Raw genomic sequence first — 16,183 nt, forward strand, 5'->3', positions numbered from 1 at the left:
TGAAATCCCTGATCCGCGAGTTTTGTCGGTGGTGGCCGCTAGCTTGTCGGGCATGGACGTCACCGGTTATCTCGCGCGGCTCGGCCTCGATCCCGAACCGCCGAGCCTGGCAGCGCTGCGGCGCCTGCACGCGGCCCACGTGGAGCGCGTGCCGTACGAGGCATTGGAGACCCAGCTCGGGCGGCCGACCCCGCTCGAGCCGCCGGCGTCGCTGGCGCGGATCCTGCGGGGCCGCGGCGGCTACTGCTATCACCTGAACGGGGCGTTCTCGGCGCTGCTGCACGCACTCGGCTACCAGGTCACGCGCCATCTCGGCGGGGTGCAGGGCAGTGCGGCGGACGCGCCGAACGTCGACCGCAACCACCTGGCGCTGACGGTCACCGGGCTGCCGGACGCCCCGGAGGTGGCGTGGCTGGTCGACGTGGGGCTCGGAGACGGCCCGCACGAGCCGCTCCCCCTCCGGGAAGGCACCTACGTGCAGGGCCCGCACACCTACCGGCTGCGCCCGTCGGAGGTGGCGCCGGGCGGCTGGCGGTTCGAGCACGACCCCGCGGGCAGCTTCACCGGCATGGACTTCGCGCCCGGCGTCGCGGAGATGGCGGACTTCGCGGAGAAGCACGCCTGGCTGTCGACGGCCCCCGAGTCGGGGTTCGTCCGGGTCTGCGTGGTGCAACGGCGGGACGCGGAGGGGGTCGACAGCCTGCGGGCACGCACCCTCGACCGCCACGGCGTCAAGGAGCTGATCGAGTCACCCGGCGAGTGGTGGGCGGCCGCGGGTGACGTGTTCGGCATCCCGGCGGCGCAGTTCACGGCGGCGGAGCGCGAGCGGCTGTGGCGGCAGTGCGTCGCCCAGCACGAGGCTCACGTCGGCGGCAGGGGCAGCGAGGTGGTGCCGAGCGCGTAGTCCACCGCCGCCTCGGCGTGCAGGCGCGTCGTGGGGAAGGTCGGCACCGGGGCGTCCTCGGGGCCGACGAGCAGCTCGATCTCGGTGCAGCCGTAGATGACGCCCTCGGCGCCCGCGCCGGCCAGCCGCGCGATCACGCCGCGGTACGCCGCTCGTGAGCGGTCTTCGACGACGCCGAGCACCAGCTCGTCGTAGATGATCCGGTGCACGAGCTCGCGGTCCTCGGGCTCCGGCACGAGCACGTCGAGGCCGTGCGCGGCGAGGCGGTCGCGGTAAAAGGGCTGCCCCATGGTGAACCCGGTGCCGAGCAGCCCGACGCGGCGGATCCCGGCGGCCCTGACGGCCGCGGCGGTCGTGTCGCCGAGGTGCAGCAGCGGGATGCCGAGGCCGTCTTCGAGCTGCGCGGCGACCTTGTGCATGGTGTTGGTGCAGAGCACGACGAAGTCGGCGCCCGCGGCCTCGAGCGCCTTGGCGGCCCGGTTCAGCTCGGCGCCGGCCTCGTCCCAGCGGCCGTCGGCCTGCAGCCGCTCGATGGCGGCGAAGTCGACGGAGTAGAGCACAGTGTGCGCGGAGTGGAACCCGCCGAGAAGGGCTTTCACCCGCTCGTTGACGAGCCGGTAGTACTCCGCGGACGACTCCCAGCTCATCCCGCCGAGCAACCCGATGACCTTCATGCCATCAGGATGCCTAAGCCCAGAGCTGCCCGTCGAGCCGCTCGGCCGCCTCGTCCAGCGAGCCCGCGTAGGCGCCCGTCGAGAGGTACTTCCACCCGGCGTCCGCGACGACGAACGCGACATCCGCCTGCTCGCCGCGCGCCGCGGCCTTCTCGGCCACCGCCAGCGCCGCGTGCAGCACCGCGCCCGTCGAGATGCCCGCGAAGATGCCTTCGTGCTCCAGCAGCTCGCGGGTGCGGCGCAGGGCGTCGTACGCGCCCACGGAGTAGCGCCCGTTGAGCACCGAAGCGTCATACAGCTCCGGCACGAACCCTTCGTCGAGGTTGCGCAGGCCGTACACCAGCTCGCCGTAGCGCGGCTCGGCCGCGATGATCTGGACGTCCGGCTTCGCCTCGTGCAGGTAGCGGCCGACCCCCACCAGCGTGCCGGTCGTGCCGAGGCCGCCGACGAAGTGCGTCAGCGTCGGCAGGTCCTTGAGCAGCTCGGGGCCGGTGCCGCGGTAGTGCGCGTCGGCGTTGGCCGGGTTGCCGTACTGGTAGAGCATCACCCAGTCCGGGTTGGCCTCGGCCAGCTCCTTCGCCCGCCGGACGGCCTCGTTCGAGCCGCCCGCGGCCGGGGAGAAGACGATCCGGGCGCCGTAGGCCTGCAGCAGCTGCTTGCGCTCGGTGGAGGTGTTCTCCGGCATCACGCAAACCAGCCCGTAGCCCTTGAGCTTGGCGGCCATGGCCAGCGCGATCCCGGTGTTGCCCGACGTCGGCTCCAGGATGGTGGAGCCGCGCCGGAGCTTGCCTTCACGCTCGGCGGCTTCGATCATGGCCAGCGCGGGCCGGTCCTTGATCGAGCCGGTCGGGTTGCGGTCCTCCAGCTTCGCCCACAGGCGCACGTCGTGCGTCGGGGAGAGCCGGGGCAGCCCGACCAGCGGGGTGCCGCCGAGCGCGTCGAGCAGCGACTCGAAGCGAGCCATCGATCAGCCACCGGCCACAGCGGGGAGGATGGTCAGGGTGTCGCCGTCCTTGACCTCGGCCGCGAGCCCGCCGGCGAAGCGCACGTCCTCGTCGTTGACGTAGACGTTGATGAAGCGGTGCAGCTTCTCCTCCTTCACCAGGCGGCCCTTGATGCCCGCGTGGCGGGACTCGACGTCGTCGATGACCTCGAGGACGGTCGCACCCTTCGCTTCGACGGACTTCTCGCCGCCGGTGTGGGTGCGCAGGATCGTCGGGATGGAGACGGTCACGGCCATGGGTTCTTACCTCCGGTGGTTTCCTAGACGCAGACGCCTTCGGCGCGCGGTTTGTTCCGAACGGGTCAGTCGACGATCTCGACCGGCTCCTCGGTGATCTCGGCGTCCACGATCCGGTACGACCGGAACTCGTGCACTTCGGGGTCGCGGGTGGAGACGAGCACGTAGTGCGCGTCCGGCTCGGCCGCGATGCTCGCGTCGGTCCGCGACGGGTAGGCCTCGGTCGCGGTGTGCGAGTGGTAGATGACCACCGGCACCTCGTCGTTCGCGGCCATCTCGCGGTAGAGCTTCAGCAGGTCGCCGGAGTCGAATTCGTAGAACGTCGGCGAGCGGGCGGCGTTCAGCATGGGGATGAACCGCTCGGGCGAATCCGAGCCTTCCGGCCCGGCGATCACCCCGCACGCCTCGTCGGGGTGGTCACGACGGGCATGGGCGACGATCTCGTCGACGAGTTCACGGCGGATCCGGAGCACACCGACATCTTAGGTGGTGGACAAGGCCGGTCCAGATGATGAGACACAGCCCTCACCAGCGGGTTCAGGCGAACGCCTCCGGCCAGACGTCCCGGTAGGCAGGCACCCCACCGGCCGTGGTCGCCGTCAGCAGGCCGTGCACCATCGCCCGCGCGAACACCCGGGCCGCCGCCGAGCAGAGCGCGTCCAGTGCCGCCGGCCGGGCCGGGAACTCGGACGGCAGCTCGTGCGCCCCCGTGGCCAGCGCGAACACCGTGTCGCCGTCGAACATCGAATGCGCCGGACGCACCGCCCGCGCGAGCCCGTCCTGGGCCGCGACCGCGAGCCGCCGCGCCTCGGCCTTCGACAGCGCCGCGTCGACCGCGACCACGCCGATCGTCGTGTTGAGGTCCGTCCGCCGAGCAGGCAGGTCAGCCGGCCGCGAAGGCCACGTCACGCCGAAGTCGCCGTGGTCGGCCGCGTACGCCCGGCCCGTCGTCAGGTCCACGGCCTCACCGGCCGCGTTGACCGCAGCCAGCGCGCCCACGGTGAACTCGCCGACGACCTCGCTCGCCGAGCCGACCCCGCCCTTCAGCGACCCGACAGCGGCGCCCGCACCCGCACCGACCGTGCCTTGGGGCGCTGGTCCCGCGACGGCCGCTTCGCAGGCCGCGTAGCCGAAGGACGCGTCGGGCCGGTTGCCCCACTCGCTGCGCGGCAGGTCGAACAGCACCGCCGCCGGCACGATCGGCACGACCTCGTGCGGCTGCGCGCCCACCGGAAAGCCCAGGTTGCGCTCGGCCAGCCACCGCATCACGCCGTCGGCCGCGGCGAGGCCGTACGCCGACCCGCCCGAGAGGCAGACCGCGTTGACCCGCTGGACGAGGTTCTCCGGCTCGAGGAGGTTCGTCTCCCGCGTGCCGGGCGCGCCGCCGCGCTGGTCGACCGCGCCGACCGCGCCTTCGGGGACCAGGACGACCGTCGTGCCGGTGGCCCAGCCGTCGCCGACCCGCTCGTGGTGCCCGACCAGGACACCCGGCACGTCGGTGATCATCCCGTCAGCGCCTGGATCAGCGTCTCCTGCACCCAGGTCAGCCAGTGGTAGACACCCAGGTGCGGCGCCCGCGGGTCGTCCTCGGGCAGCTCGTCGGGCATGTCCTCGGTGACGTCGAGCGCGGTGCCCAGCGCCAGCCGGACGTCGTTGAGCGCGCCCAGCCAGGCGTCGGCCTGCTCCTCGGTCAGCCGGACGTGGCCGCCGTCGCGGGGCAGCGTGTCGAGCACGATCTTGGCCACGCCGACCTTCATGTCGAGCAGCTCGGGCTCGTGCAGCGAGCGCATCGCCGCGACCGAGTCGATGTCCTCACGGGACGGGTTGTCCGGGTCGAGCTTGTGGAAGTCCGGGAGCAGCCGCGAGAGCACCGGGTCGTCCGGGGACTCGGTGGGCCCGGTCCGGATGCCGGTGAGCTCGGCGAGCTCGTCCTGGGGCGCTTCCTCGGCACGCGCGGTGAGCATGTCCTCGAGCTGGCTGACCAGACCGCGCAGCACGGCCGCTTCCTGCTGCTCGAACCCCGCGTGGATCACCGCGCCCTTGCGCCGCCAACCGTTCACGAGGGCTGCTCCATCGTGGCCCAGAGGCCCGCCGCGTGGAGTTTCGCCACGTCCGTTTCCACCTTCTCCTTGCTGCCGGACGAGACGATCGCCTTGCCCTTGTGGTGCACGTCCAGCATCAGCTTGGTGGCGTGGTCGCGGCTGTAGCCGAACAGCTTCTGGAAGACGTAGGTCACGTACGACATCAGGTTGACCGGGTCGTTCCAGACCACGGTCCGCCAGGGGGTGTCCGACTCGGCGACTTCGGCACCGGCCGGTTCGACCTGCGTCTGTTCGGATGCGACAGGCGTGGACATGCACCCCATGGTGTCACGGGGGTGACGGGGTACGCCGCGCCAGGTCCGGCCATGTGGGTGAATAGGCTTACCCCATGGGTTCACCGGAGCCGGTCACGGCCAGCACTGCGCTGCTCACCGACCACTACGAGCTGACCATGCTGGGCAGCGCGCTCGCCGACGGGACGCACGCGCGGCCCTGCGTATTCGAGGTTTTCGCCAGGAGGCTGCCGGACGGGCGGCGCTACGGTGTCGTCGCGGGCACCGCCCGTGTCCTCGACGCGATCGCCGACTTCCGCTTCACCGACGCGGAACTGGCGCAGCTGGAGGCCACCGCGGTCGTCGACGACGCGACGCTGGCCTGGCTCGCGGACTACGAGTTCTCCGGTGACATCGACGGCTACCCCGAGGGCGAGCTGTACTTCCCCGGCTCGCCGATCCTCACCGTCACCGGCTCGTTCGCCGAGTGCGTGCTGCTGGAGACGCTGGTGCTGTCGATCCTCAACCACGACAGCGCCATCGCGTCCGCCGCGGCCCGGATGTCCGGCGCCGCGCACGGCCGCCCGATCATCGAGATGGGCGGCCGCCGCACGCACGAGTACGCCGCGGTCGCGGCCGCGCGCGCCGCCTACCTGGCCGGCTTCGCGACGACGTCCAACCTGGAAGCCGGGCGCCGCTACGGCATCCCGACGCGCGGCACCGTCGCGCACGCCTTCATGCTGCTGCACGACAGCGAGGAAGCGGCCTTCCGCGCCCAGGTGGACAAGATGGGCGCGGACACGACGCTGCTGGTCGACACCTACGACATCACCGCGGGCATCGAGACCGCGGTCCGCGTCGCCGGGCCCGAGCTCGGCGCGATCCGGATCGACTCCGGCGACGTCGGCCCGCTCGCCCGCCGCGCCCGCGAGCAGCTGGACTCCCTCGGCGCCAAGGACACCCGGATCGTGGTCTCCGGTGACCTCGACGAGCACGCCATCGCGGCGCTGCGCGCGGAGCCGGTGGACGCGTACGGCGTCGGGACGTCGGTGGTCACCGGGTCCGGCGCACCGACCGCCGGCATGGTCTACAAGCTGGTCGAGGTGGACGGCAAGCCGGTCGCGAAGCGCAGTGCGCACAAGGAGTCCCGCGGCGGCCGCAAGTCCGCGCTGCGGCGGCACCGCGGCACCGGCACGGCGGTCGAGGAGGTCGTCTGGGCGACCTCGGGTGCCGCGCCCGAGGCCGACGCCAACGACCGGCCGCTGCAGATCCCGCTGATCCGCGCTGGCCGCCCGGAGCCGGACCTGCCTACGCTCGACGACGCCAGGCAGCGGTTGCGCCGCGGCCTGGTCAGCCTGCCGTGGGAGGGCCTCAAGCTCTCGCACGGCGAGCCCGCAATCCCGACACTGTTCCTCTGAAGGAGAGCCACCGATGGGTACCGCGCTGATCGTGGTGGACGTGCAGAACGACTTCTGCGAAGGGGGTTCGCTCGGCCTGCCGGGCGGGGCCGCCGCGGCCGCCGCCATCTCGAAGCAGGCCGCCGAGGGCGGGTACAGCCACGTCGTCGCCACCCGGGACAACCACATCGACCCCGGTGACCACTTCAGCGAGACGCCGGACTTCAAGGACAGCTGGCCGGTGCACTGCGTGGCCGGCACCGCGGGCGCGTCGTTCCACGCCGCGCTCGACGTCGTCCCGATCGGCGAGGTGTTCTCCAAGGGCGAGTACACCGCCGCTTACTCGGGCTTCGAGGGCGCGGCCCGCGACGGGAAGTCCCTGGAAGCGTGGCTGCGCGAGCACGACGTCACCGACGTCGACGTCGTCGGCATCGCCACGGACTTCTGCGTCCGCGCGACCGCGCTCGACGCGAAGAAGGCCGGCTTCGGCGTGCGGGTGCTGCTGGACCTGACCGTCGGCGGCTCGCAGCCGACGGTCGACGCGACGCTGAAGGACTTCGACGAGGCGGGCGTCACCTACACCGGCACCGCCGTGGTCGGCCCGGCCGCGTGAACGACCTGCAGGCGGCGCTGGCCGAACACCGGCTCGTCGCGATCCTGCGGGCGTCGGACGCCACCCGGTTCGCCGACGCGGCGATGGTGCTGCACGCCGCGGGCGTCCGCCTGCTCGAAGCGACGCTGACGACGCCGGGCGCACCCGCGGCCATCACCGCGCTGCGCCTGGCGCTCGGCGAAGCCGCGCTGATCGGCGCCGGCAGCGTCCGTGAACCGTCCGATGTGGACGTCGCGGTCGACGCCGGTGCCGCGTACCTGATCACGCCGACGGTCAACCCGGCGGTGCTCGAGCGCGCCGCGGCCCTGGACACCCCGGTGATCTGCGGCGCGCTGACGCCGACGGAGATCGACCAGGCCTGGCGGCTCGGCGCGGCCGCGGTGAAGGTGTTCCCGGTCGCGGCCGTGGGCGGGGTCGCGTACCTGCGCGCGGTGCGGGCGCCGCTGCCGGACGTCCCCCTGGTGCCGACCGGCGGCGTCCACCTGGCCGACGTCGAGGGCTACCTGCGCGCGGGCGCGATCGCGGTCGCCGCGGCGACACCGCTGCTGGGCGACGCGCTCTCGTCCGGCGGCAGCCTGCCGGACCTGGCCACGCGGGCGGGCGAGTTCGTCGCCGCGGCTTCGCGCTTCGCCACCGCCTGAAGGGCACTTTCACGTAAAAGTGCCCTTCCTTACTTCTTGCCGAAGGGGTCGCAGGCGGCCGTGCCCAGGTAGATGTCCCCGCTCGCCGGGCCGCCCTGCGGGAACAGCTTGAGGTGCACCGCGTGCGTCACCAGGCTGCCGTCCGGCGGCTGCGGCGTCACGGTCTCGTTGAGCACGACCGTCGCCAGCGCGGTGCCGGCGGTGCCGCCGGGGATGACGATCCGGTAGTTCGGCGGGATCTCCGCCGGCACGGTGACGCCCTCCACGGCCCCGATCGTCACCTCGCCGAGGCTGCCGGTGGCGGTTGTCGCGCACTTCGCGGTGAAGGTGCGCACCGAGATCATCGGACCGCCGTAGCGCTGCAGCACGGTCGCCTTGAAGCGGCGGCCGGACGCCTGGGCGATCGACACGGCACCGGATCGGCCGCAGCCGGTGTCCCCCGCCCCGAACGCGGCGATGTCGCCCGTGGTGCCGCCCTGCGTCCAGCCCTTGTACGGCCCGTCGACGGTGCATTTCGCCAGCTCACCGGTGACGACGTGCTCGTTGTCGATCGTCACGTCCACCGAGCCGGACGACGCCCATCCGGTGGACGTCACCGGGGCCGCCGCACCGAGGAGCGGAACGGCGAGCGTCGTCACGGCCAGCAACCGATATGTCCTCTTCCTGGTGTTCCGCATGCTCCGGCCTCCTCGGTCCCGTGACAGATCGCAGCTATGCACTTCGTCATCGGCCGGTCCGGCGCCCACCCTGATCGGGTCCACCCGGACGAGTGGCCGGTGAGGAACGCAACTAGGGGGTCCACCGGGACGGTAACGAGCGTTAACCTCGGTCGTCGCCTGTTCCCCTCGGGAGGTTTCGTGTCTTCGCTGTCCTTCGCCGGCAAGCGGCCCGTGCTGGCCGACCTGGTGCCCGGCTCGCTCGTCCGGGACATCGCGCTGGTCGCCGGCGGTGCCGTGCTCACCGGCGCCGCCGCGCAGCTGACGATCCCGGTGCCGGGCAGCCCGGTGCCGATGACCGGCCAGACGTTCGCCGCGCTGCTCGTCGGCGCGTCGCTCGGCATGTCGCGCGGTGCCGCCTCGATGCTGGTGTACCTGCTGGTCGGCGCGGTCGGCGTGCCGTGGTTCCAGCACGGCACTTCGGGCCTGTCCGGCGCGAGCGCCGGCTACATCGTCGGGTTCGTCTTCGCCGGCGCCCTGGTCGGCGCGCTCGCCGGCCGCGGCGGCGACCGGACGCCGGTGCGCACCGCGGGCACCATGGTGCTCGGCAACCTGGTGATCTACGCGTTCGGCGTGCCGTGGCTGATGGCCTCGACCGGCTTCGACCTGTCGACCGCGTTCGCCAAGGGCGTCACGCCGTTCCTGGTCGGCGACGCGATCAAGATCGTCGTGGCCGCCGGCCTGCTGCCGCTGACCTGGAAGCTGGTCTCCGGCCGCAGCCAGGACTGACGCTCGCCGAAGGGGGCCTGTCCGCGCTTGCGGGTGGGCCCCCTTCGCCGTGCCCGCCCCCGCTGCCGGAGCGACGCGAGTGGCCCGTTCGCGACGGAGCACCGATCTCTGTCGGTGGTGGCGGCTAATGTGTGTCGCTGTGCCCGCCCGAACCGATTTCCCCGGCGTCCTCGAACTCCTCACCCACGCGGTGGAGTCCGTCGGCGGTGCCGAACGCCCAGGGCAGGTGCAGATGGCCGACGCCGTCGGCCGCGCCATCCGCACCGGCGAACACCTGGCCGTGCAGGCCGGCACCGGCACCGGCAAGTCACTGGCCTACCTCGTGCCCGCGATCCGCCACGCCGTCGAGAAGGAAGCCACGGTCGTGGTCTCCACGGCCACGATCGCGCTGCAGCGCCAGCTCGTCGACCGCGACCTCCCCCGCCTGGCGAAGGCGCTGAAGAAGCCGCTCGGCCGCGAGCCGACCTTCGCGATCCTCAAGGGCCGGCGCAACTACATGTGCCTGCACCGGCTCGATTCCGGCGCGCCGGACGAGCCGGAGGACGCCCAGCTCTTCGACCCGTTCGCGGTGTCGCGGCTGGGCAAGGAGGTCACGCGGCTGCGGGAGTGGGCGTCGGACACCGAAACCGGCGACCGCGACGAGCTCGTCCCCGGCGTCTCCGACCAGGCGTGGCGTCAGGTTTCGGTGACGGCGAAGGAATGTCTCGGCGCTTCGCGCTGCCCGATCGGCACGGACTGCTTCGCCGAGCGCGCCCGCGCCGAGGCCGGCCGCGCCGACGTCATCGTCACCAACCACGCGCTGCTGGCGATCGACGCCCTGCAGGGCTACCAGGTCCTGCCCGACCACGACGTGGTGATCATCGACGAGGCCCACGACCTGGTCGACCGGGTCACCTCGGTCGCCACCGGCGAGCTCACCAGCGCCATGTGCGCGGCGGCCGCGCGCCGCTGCGGCAAGCTGATCGACGCCGACGTCGCCGACCGCCTGCTGGAGGCCGGCGACGGGCTGGCGCTGATCGTCGACGACCTGCCAGCGGGCCGGATGGACGAGCTGCCGCGGCCGCTGCAGGGCGCGATCCCGGCGGTCCGCGACGCCGCGCACGCGTGCATCACGGCGCTGGGCAGCGACCGCAAGGAAGACGTCGAAGGGGCCACCGCGCGCAAGCTGGCGCGGTCGCTGCTCGACGAGGTGCACGACACCGCGGTCCGGCTGCTGGAGGCGTTCGACGAGGACCAGGCGCACCAGCGCGACGTCGTCTGGCTCTCCGGCGACAAGTACTCGTCGAACCCGCGGCCGCCGGCGCTGAAGGTGGCACCGCTCGGCGTCGCCGGCCTGCTGCGCGAGCGCGTGTTCAACCAGCACACGACGATCCTGACGTCGGCGACGCTGACCCTGGGCGGCACGTTCGACACGATGGCGCGGCAGTGGGGTCTCCCGCCGGGCGCGGCCCGCGTGGAGCAGGCGCCCGGCGCGGCGACGGAGAAGGAAGCGCCGTCGGACGAGTCGGGCCCCAAGTGGACCGGCCTCGACGTCGGCTCGCCGTTCGACCACCGGCGCAACGGCATCCTGTACCTGGCCAAGCACCTGCCGCCACCGGGCCGCGACGGCCTCACACCGTCCACAATGGACGAACTGGCCGAGCTGATCGAGGCCGCGGGCGGGCGCACGCTCGGGCTGTTCTCCTCCATGCGGGCGGCCAAGCAGGCCACCGAGGAGATGCGCGAGCGGCTGGACTTCCCGATCCTGTGCCAGGGCGACGACGCGACGTCGCTGCTGGTCCAGAAGTTCTCCGAAGACGTCCGCACGTGCCTGTTCGGCACGCTTTCGCTCTGGCAGGGCGTGGACGTGCCCGGGCCGTCGCTGCAGCTCGTGGTGGTCGACCGGATCCCGTTCCCGCGCCCGGACGACCCGGTGTCCTCGGCGCGGCAGCGCGCGGTGGAAGCCCGCGGCGGCAACGGGTTCCTCACCGTGGCGGCCACGCACGCGGCACTGCTGCTGGCGCAGGGCACCGGGCGGCTGCACCGCGCGGTCAGCGACCGCGGGGTGGTGGCGGTGCTGGATTCGCGGCTGGCGAACGCCCGGTACGGCGGTTTCCTGCGGGCTTCGCTGCCGCCGTTCTGGCCGACGATGGACCCGAAGGTGGTGCGGGAAGCGCTGCGCCGGCTGGACGCAGCCGCGCCCGCGTGACGCGGTCCGCGGCCGCGCCCGGTACGGTGAAGCCACCCAAGCAACAAAGGGAGCACCGGTTGACCCAGGATTCGTCCAGCGCCCAGTCCCGGACCGTCAGCGTCGACGACACCGGAGTGCGGCGGCGGCTCGCGGACGGCAGCGAAGAGGCCGTCACGTGGGCCGGCCTGTCGTCGGTGATGGTGCGGGTCATCCCCGACGGCCCGTGGAACGAAGACGTCTTCTTCATGCTCGTGGGCACCGACGGCAAGGGCACCGCGGTTCCCAGCGGCGACCCGGCGGCCGACGCGCTCATCGAGCGGCTGCAGGCCCTGCCGGGCTTCGACAACGAGAAGTTCATCGAAGCCATGACGACCGACGCCGACCAGGCCTACGTCGTCTGGGAGTCCGGCCAGAACTAGGCCTGCGGGAAGGTTTCCGTCACCGGGATCCCCTTCTTGAGCGTGCGGCTCACCGTGCAGAGCCGCTCGATCGCGCGGTCCACGGCGCCGACGAGCGCTTCCCGCTGATCCGCCGTCAATGTCGACACGTCGACGTCGAACGCGACGTGCACGGCGTCCAGCTCCGCAGCGCCCTCGCGCCGGTCGGCGTCGACGGTGACCCGGAACTTCGCGTCTTCGCCGATCCGCCGCGTGATCAGCTCTTCGGCGGTCACCGCGTTGCAGCCGGCGACCGCGATCTGCAGCAGCTCCGCGGGCGAAAACGCCCCCTCGGCGCCCTTGCGGCCCAACAGGACCTCCGCGCCCCGCTCGTTGCGCCCGACGAACGCGTGCTCGCCCGTGCGTTCCACTTCCAGTGTCATGCCCGCTCCAACCGGGTCAGGGGGCCGCTTGTTCCGGCGCCCACTGGGCGAGCACCGTGATCGTGCCGGGGTCGACCTCGGTGAACCCGGCGTCCCGCACGGCGATGACGCGGTCGCGCCGCCACGCGCCCTCGGGGTCGTCGCCCGGGTGCAGTTCCTTCCACTGCACGGGCGTCGCCGTGCGCACGGCCACCCGGTAGTCCCGCGCGGCCCAGGCGGCCCGCTCGGCGTCGCCCAGCAGTGCGGCGAGGATCATCGTCGCGTGGCCGACCTGGGCGGCGCCCTTGCCGACGGTCATCGGCACGTGCGGGTTGAGCAGCAGCAACGGAACGCCGTCCGGGAGCGGCCCCGGCTCGTCGGCCGGCAGTTCGCTGCCGGAGATCTGCAGCCGCGCGACTTCCTTGGGCGTCTCGGTGACCAGGCCCGGCACGAGCGCCCGCGCCTCGGCGCCGTCGACCTCGACGGTGATGCCCGGCAGGTCCTGGACGGCCGCCCAGTGCGCGCCCCGCGCCCGCCGCGCGACCTTCCGGATCCGGTTGTCCAACCACGCGTGCATCGGCTCGGCCCATTCGCCACCGGGCTGCGCACGCTCGTCGAGGCACACGGCCAGCGCCGCCGCGGCCGCCGCCTCCAGCAGCGGCGTGCGGCCCGGCGGCTCGGCGCGTTCGATGCGGAGGATGACCGGCATCGCCCGGACTTCCTCGGGGAGTTCGTCGGAGGTGTCCGACGTGTCTTCGGCCGGCAGCCCCAGCCAGAACGCGTAGCGGGCGCCCAGGGAGTCGAGAACGCTGCTCACGGGCGCGTCAGCTCGAGCCCGTCGGCGGCGTCGGCCGCTTCGACCTCGCCGCGGGTGAGGCCGAGCACGAACAGCACGGCGTCGAGGTACGGGTGCGACAGCGCGGTGTCGGCCACCTCGCGCAGCGCGGGCTTGGCGTTGAACGCCACGCCCATGCCCGCGGCCGAAAGCATGTCGATGTCGTTGGCGCCGTCGCCGACGGCGACGCACTGCTCGAGCGGGATGTCGTACTCGGCGGCGAAGCGGCGAAGCACCTTCGCCTTGCCCGCGCGGTCGACGACGTCACCGACGACCTTCCCGGTGAGCTTGCCGTCCTCGATCTCGAGCTCGTTGGCCACCGCGAAGTCGAGTCCCAGCTCATCCGCCAGGCCCGCGATGACCTGGGTGAAGCCACCCGAGACCACGCCGGTGCGGAAGCCCATCCGCTTGAGCGTCCGGACCGTCGTCCGGGCGCCCGGCGTCAGCTCGATCGACGCGGCGACCTGCTCGATCGCCGTCGCCGGCAGGCCGGCCAGCAGGGCGACCCGCCGCTCCAGCGACTCGGTGAAGTTCAGCTCGCCGCGCATCGCCGCTTCGGTGATTTCGCGGATCTCCGGCTCGACGCCGGCGTGCGCGCCCAGCATCTCGATGACCTCGCCCTGGATGAGGGTCGAGTCGACGTCGAACACGACGAGCCGCTTGGCCCGGCGCATGATGCCGGCCCGCTCCACGGCGACGTCGATACCGGCCTCGACGGCGGCGTCGGCGAGCTGCGAGCGCAGCGCGGCGTCGGCTTCGGGGGTGTCCTCGTCGACCGAGACGTACAGCTCGAGCCCGGTCACCGGGTAGTCGGCGACACTGCGGATCGCGTCGATGTTGGCACCCAGCGCGGCCAGCCGGCGCGCGACCTCGGAGAAGCCCCGCGCGGTGACCGGGCGGCCCAGGATGACCAGCACGTGCGAGGAGTCGCGGCGGCCGAGCGCGAACGGGTCGTCGCCGATCGCGCTGCCGATCTTGACGTCGACCTGCATGCCGACGGACGCCATCGCCTGCTCGACCGACTCCTGCAGCCCCTCCGGGTCGCGGTAGACCCCGGCGAGCACCCCGAGCACGAGCTGCCCGCGGATGACCACCTGCTCGACGTCGAGCACGTCGACGTCGTGCCGGGTCAGCACGGCGAACAGCACGGACGAGACACCCGGCTTGTCGGGGCCGGTCGTCGTGATCAGGACGGGGGTCTGGGTCACTGGTCATCCCTCGTTCGGCAACGCTGCACGATCAGTCTGCCGGTCCGGGGTCGAACATAAGTAGAGCGCGTGCCCGGCTTCACATCAGCCGGGCACGCGCTCACTCGATCAGGGGGTTCTACTTGTCGCCCTGCTCGCTCGCGTTGTCCTTGGAGTGGTCTCCCGGGATCACCGCTTCGGTGAGCAGCTGCGACGGCGCCGCGTGGCTGTTGACCTTCTGCTTCCCGAAGAAGCCGATCTCGCCTTCCTTGTGGATGCGCTCGATCATGTGCGGGTAGTGCAGCTCGAACGCGGGCCGCTCGGAGCGGATCCGGGGCAGCTCGGTGAAGTTGTGCCGCGGCGGCGGGCAGGAGGTCGCCCACTCGAGCGAGTTGCCGTAGCCCCACGGGTCGTCCACCGTGACGATCTCGCCGTACCGGTAGCTCTTGAAGACGTTCCAGATGAACGGCAGCGTCGAGGCACCGAGGATGTACGCGCCGATCGTCGAGATCGTGTTCAGCGTGGTGAAGCCGTCACTGGTCAGGTAGTCCGCGTACCGGCGCGGCATGCCCTCCGCGCCCAGCCAGTGCTGGACGAGGAACGTGCCGTGGAAGCCGATGAACGTGGTCCAGAAGTGCCACTTGCCGAGCTTCTCGTCCATCATCCGGCCGGTGATCTTCGGGAACCAGAAGTAGATGCCGGCGAAGGTGGCGAACACGATCGTGCCGTAGAGCACGTAGTGGAAGTGCGCGACGACGAAGTAGCTGTCCGACACGTGGAAGTCGATCGCCGGCGCGGCCAGCAGGATGCCGGTCAGGCCGCCGAAGAGGAACGTGACGATGAAGCCCATCGAGAAGATCATCGGCGTCTCGAAGGACAGCTGGCCCTTCCACATCGTGCCGATCCAGTTGAAGAACTTGATGCCGGTCGGGACGGCGATCAGGAACGTCATGAAGGAGAAGAACGGCAGCAGCACGGCGCCGGTGGCGTACATGTGGTGCGCCCACACCGCGACCGACAGCGCCGCGATCGCCAGCGTCGCCCAGACCAGGCTCTTGTAGCCGAACAGCGGCTTGCGGCTGAACACCGGGAAGATCTCCGACACGATGCCGAAGAACGGCAGCGCGACGATGTACACCTCGGGATGGCCGAAGAACCAGAACAGGTGCTGCCAGAGGATCACGCCGCCGTTTTCGGGGTCGAACACGTGCGCCCCGAGGTGCCGGTCCGCCAGCAGGCCGAACAGCGCCGCGGTCAGGATCGGGAAGGCGAGCAGGACCAGGATGCTCGTGACCAGGATGTTCCAGGTGAAGATCGGCATCCGGTACATCGTCATGCCCGGCGCGCGCAGGCAGACCACGGTGGTGATCATGTTGACCGCACCGAGGATGGTGCCGAGACCACCGATGATCAGGCCGGAGATCCACAGGTCCGCGCCGACGCCCGGCGAGTGGATCGCGTCCGACAGCGGGGTGTAGGCGAACCAGCCGAAGTCGGCGGCGCCACCCGGCGTCAGGAAGCCGGACATCACGATCAGGCCGCCGAAGAGGTACAGCCAGTACGAGAACGCGTTCAGCCGCGGGAAGGCGACGTCCGGCGAGCCGATCTGCAGCGGCAGGACGAAGTTCGCGAAGCCGAAGAGGATCGGGGTCGCGTACAGCAGCAGCATCACCGTGCCGTGCATGGTGAACAGCTGGTTGTACTGCTCCTGCGAAAGGAACTGCTGCCCGGGCCGCGCCAGCTCGGTGCGGATCAGCATGGCCATCGCGCCGCCCGCCATGAAAAAGGCGAACGACGTGACCAGGTACATGATCCCGATCTGCTTGTGGTCCGTCGTGCGGAACAACCGCAGCAGGTACGAACCCTTGACCGACTCGCGCGCGGGGTACGGGCGCGTCGCGATCGGCTTGGGGGCTACGGCCGTCACTCCTGCCTCCAACACTGAAACCTTGTGGTGGTCATCG

Annotated in this window: 19 protein-coding genes; 7 read left to right on the forward strand and 12 right to left on the reverse strand. The window is 71.7% G+C overall.

Translation table 11 applies throughout. From position 1 onward, the window contains the following. The first annotated feature begins 43 nt into the window (after window positions 1–43). On the forward strand, window positions 44–904 hold the full coding sequence (locus BLW76_RS40395) for an arylamine N-acetyltransferase family protein (protein WP_091317317.1): 861 nt from the start codon (window positions 44–46) through the stop codon (window positions 902–904). Here BLW76_RS40395 and BLW76_RS40400 read toward each other — a convergent pair. The 7 genes from BLW76_RS40400 to clpS form a co-directional block, all read right to left on the reverse strand. After that, window positions 862–1,578, reverse strand: coding sequence for an aspartate/glutamate racemase family protein (locus BLW76_RS40400; protein WP_091317318.1), 717 nt, complete (start codon window positions 1,576–1,578; stop codon window positions 862–864). The two genes, BLW76_RS40395 and BLW76_RS40400, sit on opposite strands and share 43 nt — an antisense overlap. A 13-nt stretch (window positions 1,579–1,591) precedes the next feature. Then, the gene (locus BLW76_RS40405; RefSeq protein WP_004559267.1) at window positions 1,592–2,542 is read right to left on the reverse strand and encodes a PLP-dependent cysteine synthase family protein; all 951 of its coding nucleotides are present in this window, start codon (window positions 2,540–2,542) and stop codon (window positions 1,592–1,594) included. A 3-nt stretch (window positions 2,543–2,545) separates the two neighbouring features. Then, window positions 2,546–2,818: a MoaD/ThiS family protein gene (locus tag BLW76_RS40410; protein WP_091317320.1), complete on the reverse strand. Its 273-nt coding sequence runs from the start codon at window positions 2,816–2,818 to the stop codon at window positions 2,546–2,548. Window positions 2,819–2,883: 65 nt separating this feature from the next. Next, on the reverse strand, window positions 2,884–3,291 hold the full coding sequence (locus tag BLW76_RS40415; protein ID WP_091317322.1) for a M67 family metallopeptidase: 408 nt from the start codon (window positions 3,289–3,291) through the stop codon (window positions 2,884–2,886). 64 nt (window positions 3,292–3,355) lie between these two features. Continuing rightward, window positions 3,356–4,324, reverse strand: a complete 969-nt coding sequence (locus BLW76_RS40420; protein WP_091317324.1) for a P1 family peptidase — start codon at window positions 4,322–4,324, stop codon at window positions 3,356–3,358. Then, on the reverse strand, window positions 4,321–4,878 hold the full coding sequence (locus tag BLW76_RS40425) for a DUF2017 domain-containing protein (protein WP_091317326.1): 558 nt from the start codon (window positions 4,876–4,878) through the stop codon (window positions 4,321–4,323). Before BLW76_RS40425 ends, BLW76_RS40420 begins: the two co-directional genes overlap by 4 nt. Then, window positions 4,875–5,174: an ATP-dependent Clp protease adapter ClpS gene (clpS, locus tag BLW76_RS40430; protein WP_004560461.1), complete on the reverse strand. Its 300-nt coding sequence runs from the start codon at window positions 5,172–5,174 to the stop codon at window positions 4,875–4,877. The genes BLW76_RS40425 and clpS overlap by 4 nt, the downstream gene beginning before the upstream one ends. A 74-nt stretch (window positions 5,175–5,248) precedes the next feature. Between clpS and BLW76_RS40435 the strand changes: the two genes are divergently transcribed. Genes BLW76_RS40435 through BLW76_RS40445 form a run of 3 tightly spaced genes read left to right on the forward strand, consistent with a single transcriptional unit; the run spans window position 5,249 to window position 7,783 of the window. Further along, complete coding sequence (locus BLW76_RS40435) at window positions 5,249–6,550, forward strand: nicotinate phosphoribosyltransferase (protein WP_091317327.1); 1,302 nt, start codon at window positions 5,249–5,251, stop codon at window positions 6,548–6,550. Between the two features lie 13 nt (window positions 6,551–6,563). Further along, window positions 6,564–7,142, forward strand: coding sequence for an isochorismatase family protein (locus BLW76_RS40440; RefSeq protein ID WP_091317329.1), 579 nt, complete (start codon window positions 6,564–6,566; stop codon window positions 7,140–7,142). After that, complete coding sequence (locus BLW76_RS40445; RefSeq protein WP_091317331.1) at window positions 7,139–7,783, forward strand: bifunctional 4-hydroxy-2-oxoglutarate aldolase/2-dehydro-3-deoxy-phosphogluconate aldolase; 645 nt, start codon at window positions 7,139–7,141, stop codon at window positions 7,781–7,783. Before BLW76_RS40440 ends, BLW76_RS40445 begins: the two co-directional genes overlap by 4 nt. Window positions 7,784–7,812: 29 nt before the next feature. On the opposite strand, the gene BLW76_RS40450 is transcribed toward BLW76_RS40445, so the two are convergent. After that, window positions 7,813–8,430: a choice-of-anchor P family protein gene (locus BLW76_RS40450; RefSeq protein ID WP_091317333.1), complete on the reverse strand. Its 618-nt coding sequence runs from the start codon at window positions 8,428–8,430 to the stop codon at window positions 7,813–7,815. Window positions 8,431–8,640: 210 nt separating this feature from the next. Between BLW76_RS40450 and BLW76_RS40455 the strand changes: the two genes are divergently transcribed. From BLW76_RS40455 to BLW76_RS40465, 3 genes are all read left to right on the forward strand, one after another. Beyond that, window positions 8,641–9,228 (forward strand): biotin transporter BioY, encoded by a 588-nt coding sequence (locus tag BLW76_RS40455; protein WP_091317335.1) that lies wholly within the window; start codon window positions 8,641–8,643, stop codon window positions 9,226–9,228. 139 nt (window positions 9,229–9,367) lie between these two features. After that, entirely contained in the window at window positions 9,368–11,416 is a 2,049-nt protein-coding gene (locus BLW76_RS40460) for an ATP-dependent DNA helicase (protein ID WP_091317337.1), read from the forward strand. 59 nt (window positions 11,417–11,475) lie between these two features. Next, window positions 11,476–11,817, forward strand: coding sequence for a hypothetical protein (locus BLW76_RS40465; RefSeq protein ID WP_013229471.1), 342 nt, complete (start codon window positions 11,476–11,478; stop codon window positions 11,815–11,817). Here the strand turns inward: BLW76_RS40465 and BLW76_RS40470 are convergent. The 4 genes from BLW76_RS40470 to ctaD form a co-directional block, all read right to left on the reverse strand. Beyond that, window positions 11,814–12,218: an OsmC family protein gene (locus BLW76_RS40470; protein WP_091317338.1), complete on the reverse strand. Its 405-nt coding sequence runs from the start codon at window positions 12,216–12,218 to the stop codon at window positions 11,814–11,816. The genes BLW76_RS40465 and BLW76_RS40470 overlap by 4 nt on opposite strands. Window positions 12,219–12,234: 16 nt before the next feature. Further along, complete coding sequence (locus BLW76_RS40475; RefSeq protein WP_091317340.1) at window positions 12,235–13,014, reverse strand: peptidyl-tRNA hydrolase; 780 nt, start codon at window positions 13,012–13,014, stop codon at window positions 12,235–12,237. Next, window positions 13,011–14,240, reverse strand: a complete 1,230-nt coding sequence (gene serB, locus BLW76_RS40480) for a phosphoserine phosphatase SerB (RefSeq protein ID WP_091317342.1) — start codon at window positions 14,238–14,240, stop codon at window positions 13,011–13,013. The genes BLW76_RS40475 and serB overlap by 4 nt, the downstream gene beginning before the upstream one ends. Before the next feature lie 118 nt (window positions 14,241–14,358). Further along, window positions 14,359–16,146, reverse strand: a complete 1,788-nt coding sequence (gene ctaD, locus BLW76_RS40485) for an aa3-type cytochrome oxidase subunit I (RefSeq protein WP_091317343.1) — start codon at window positions 16,144–16,146, stop codon at window positions 14,359–14,361. Between the last annotated feature and the right edge of the window lie 37 nt (window positions 16,147–16,183).

Source organism: Amycolatopsis tolypomycina, assembly GCF_900105945.1.
GTDB classification, from domain to species: Bacteria; Actinomycetota; Actinomycetes; order Mycobacteriales; family Pseudonocardiaceae; genus Amycolatopsis; species Amycolatopsis tolypomycina.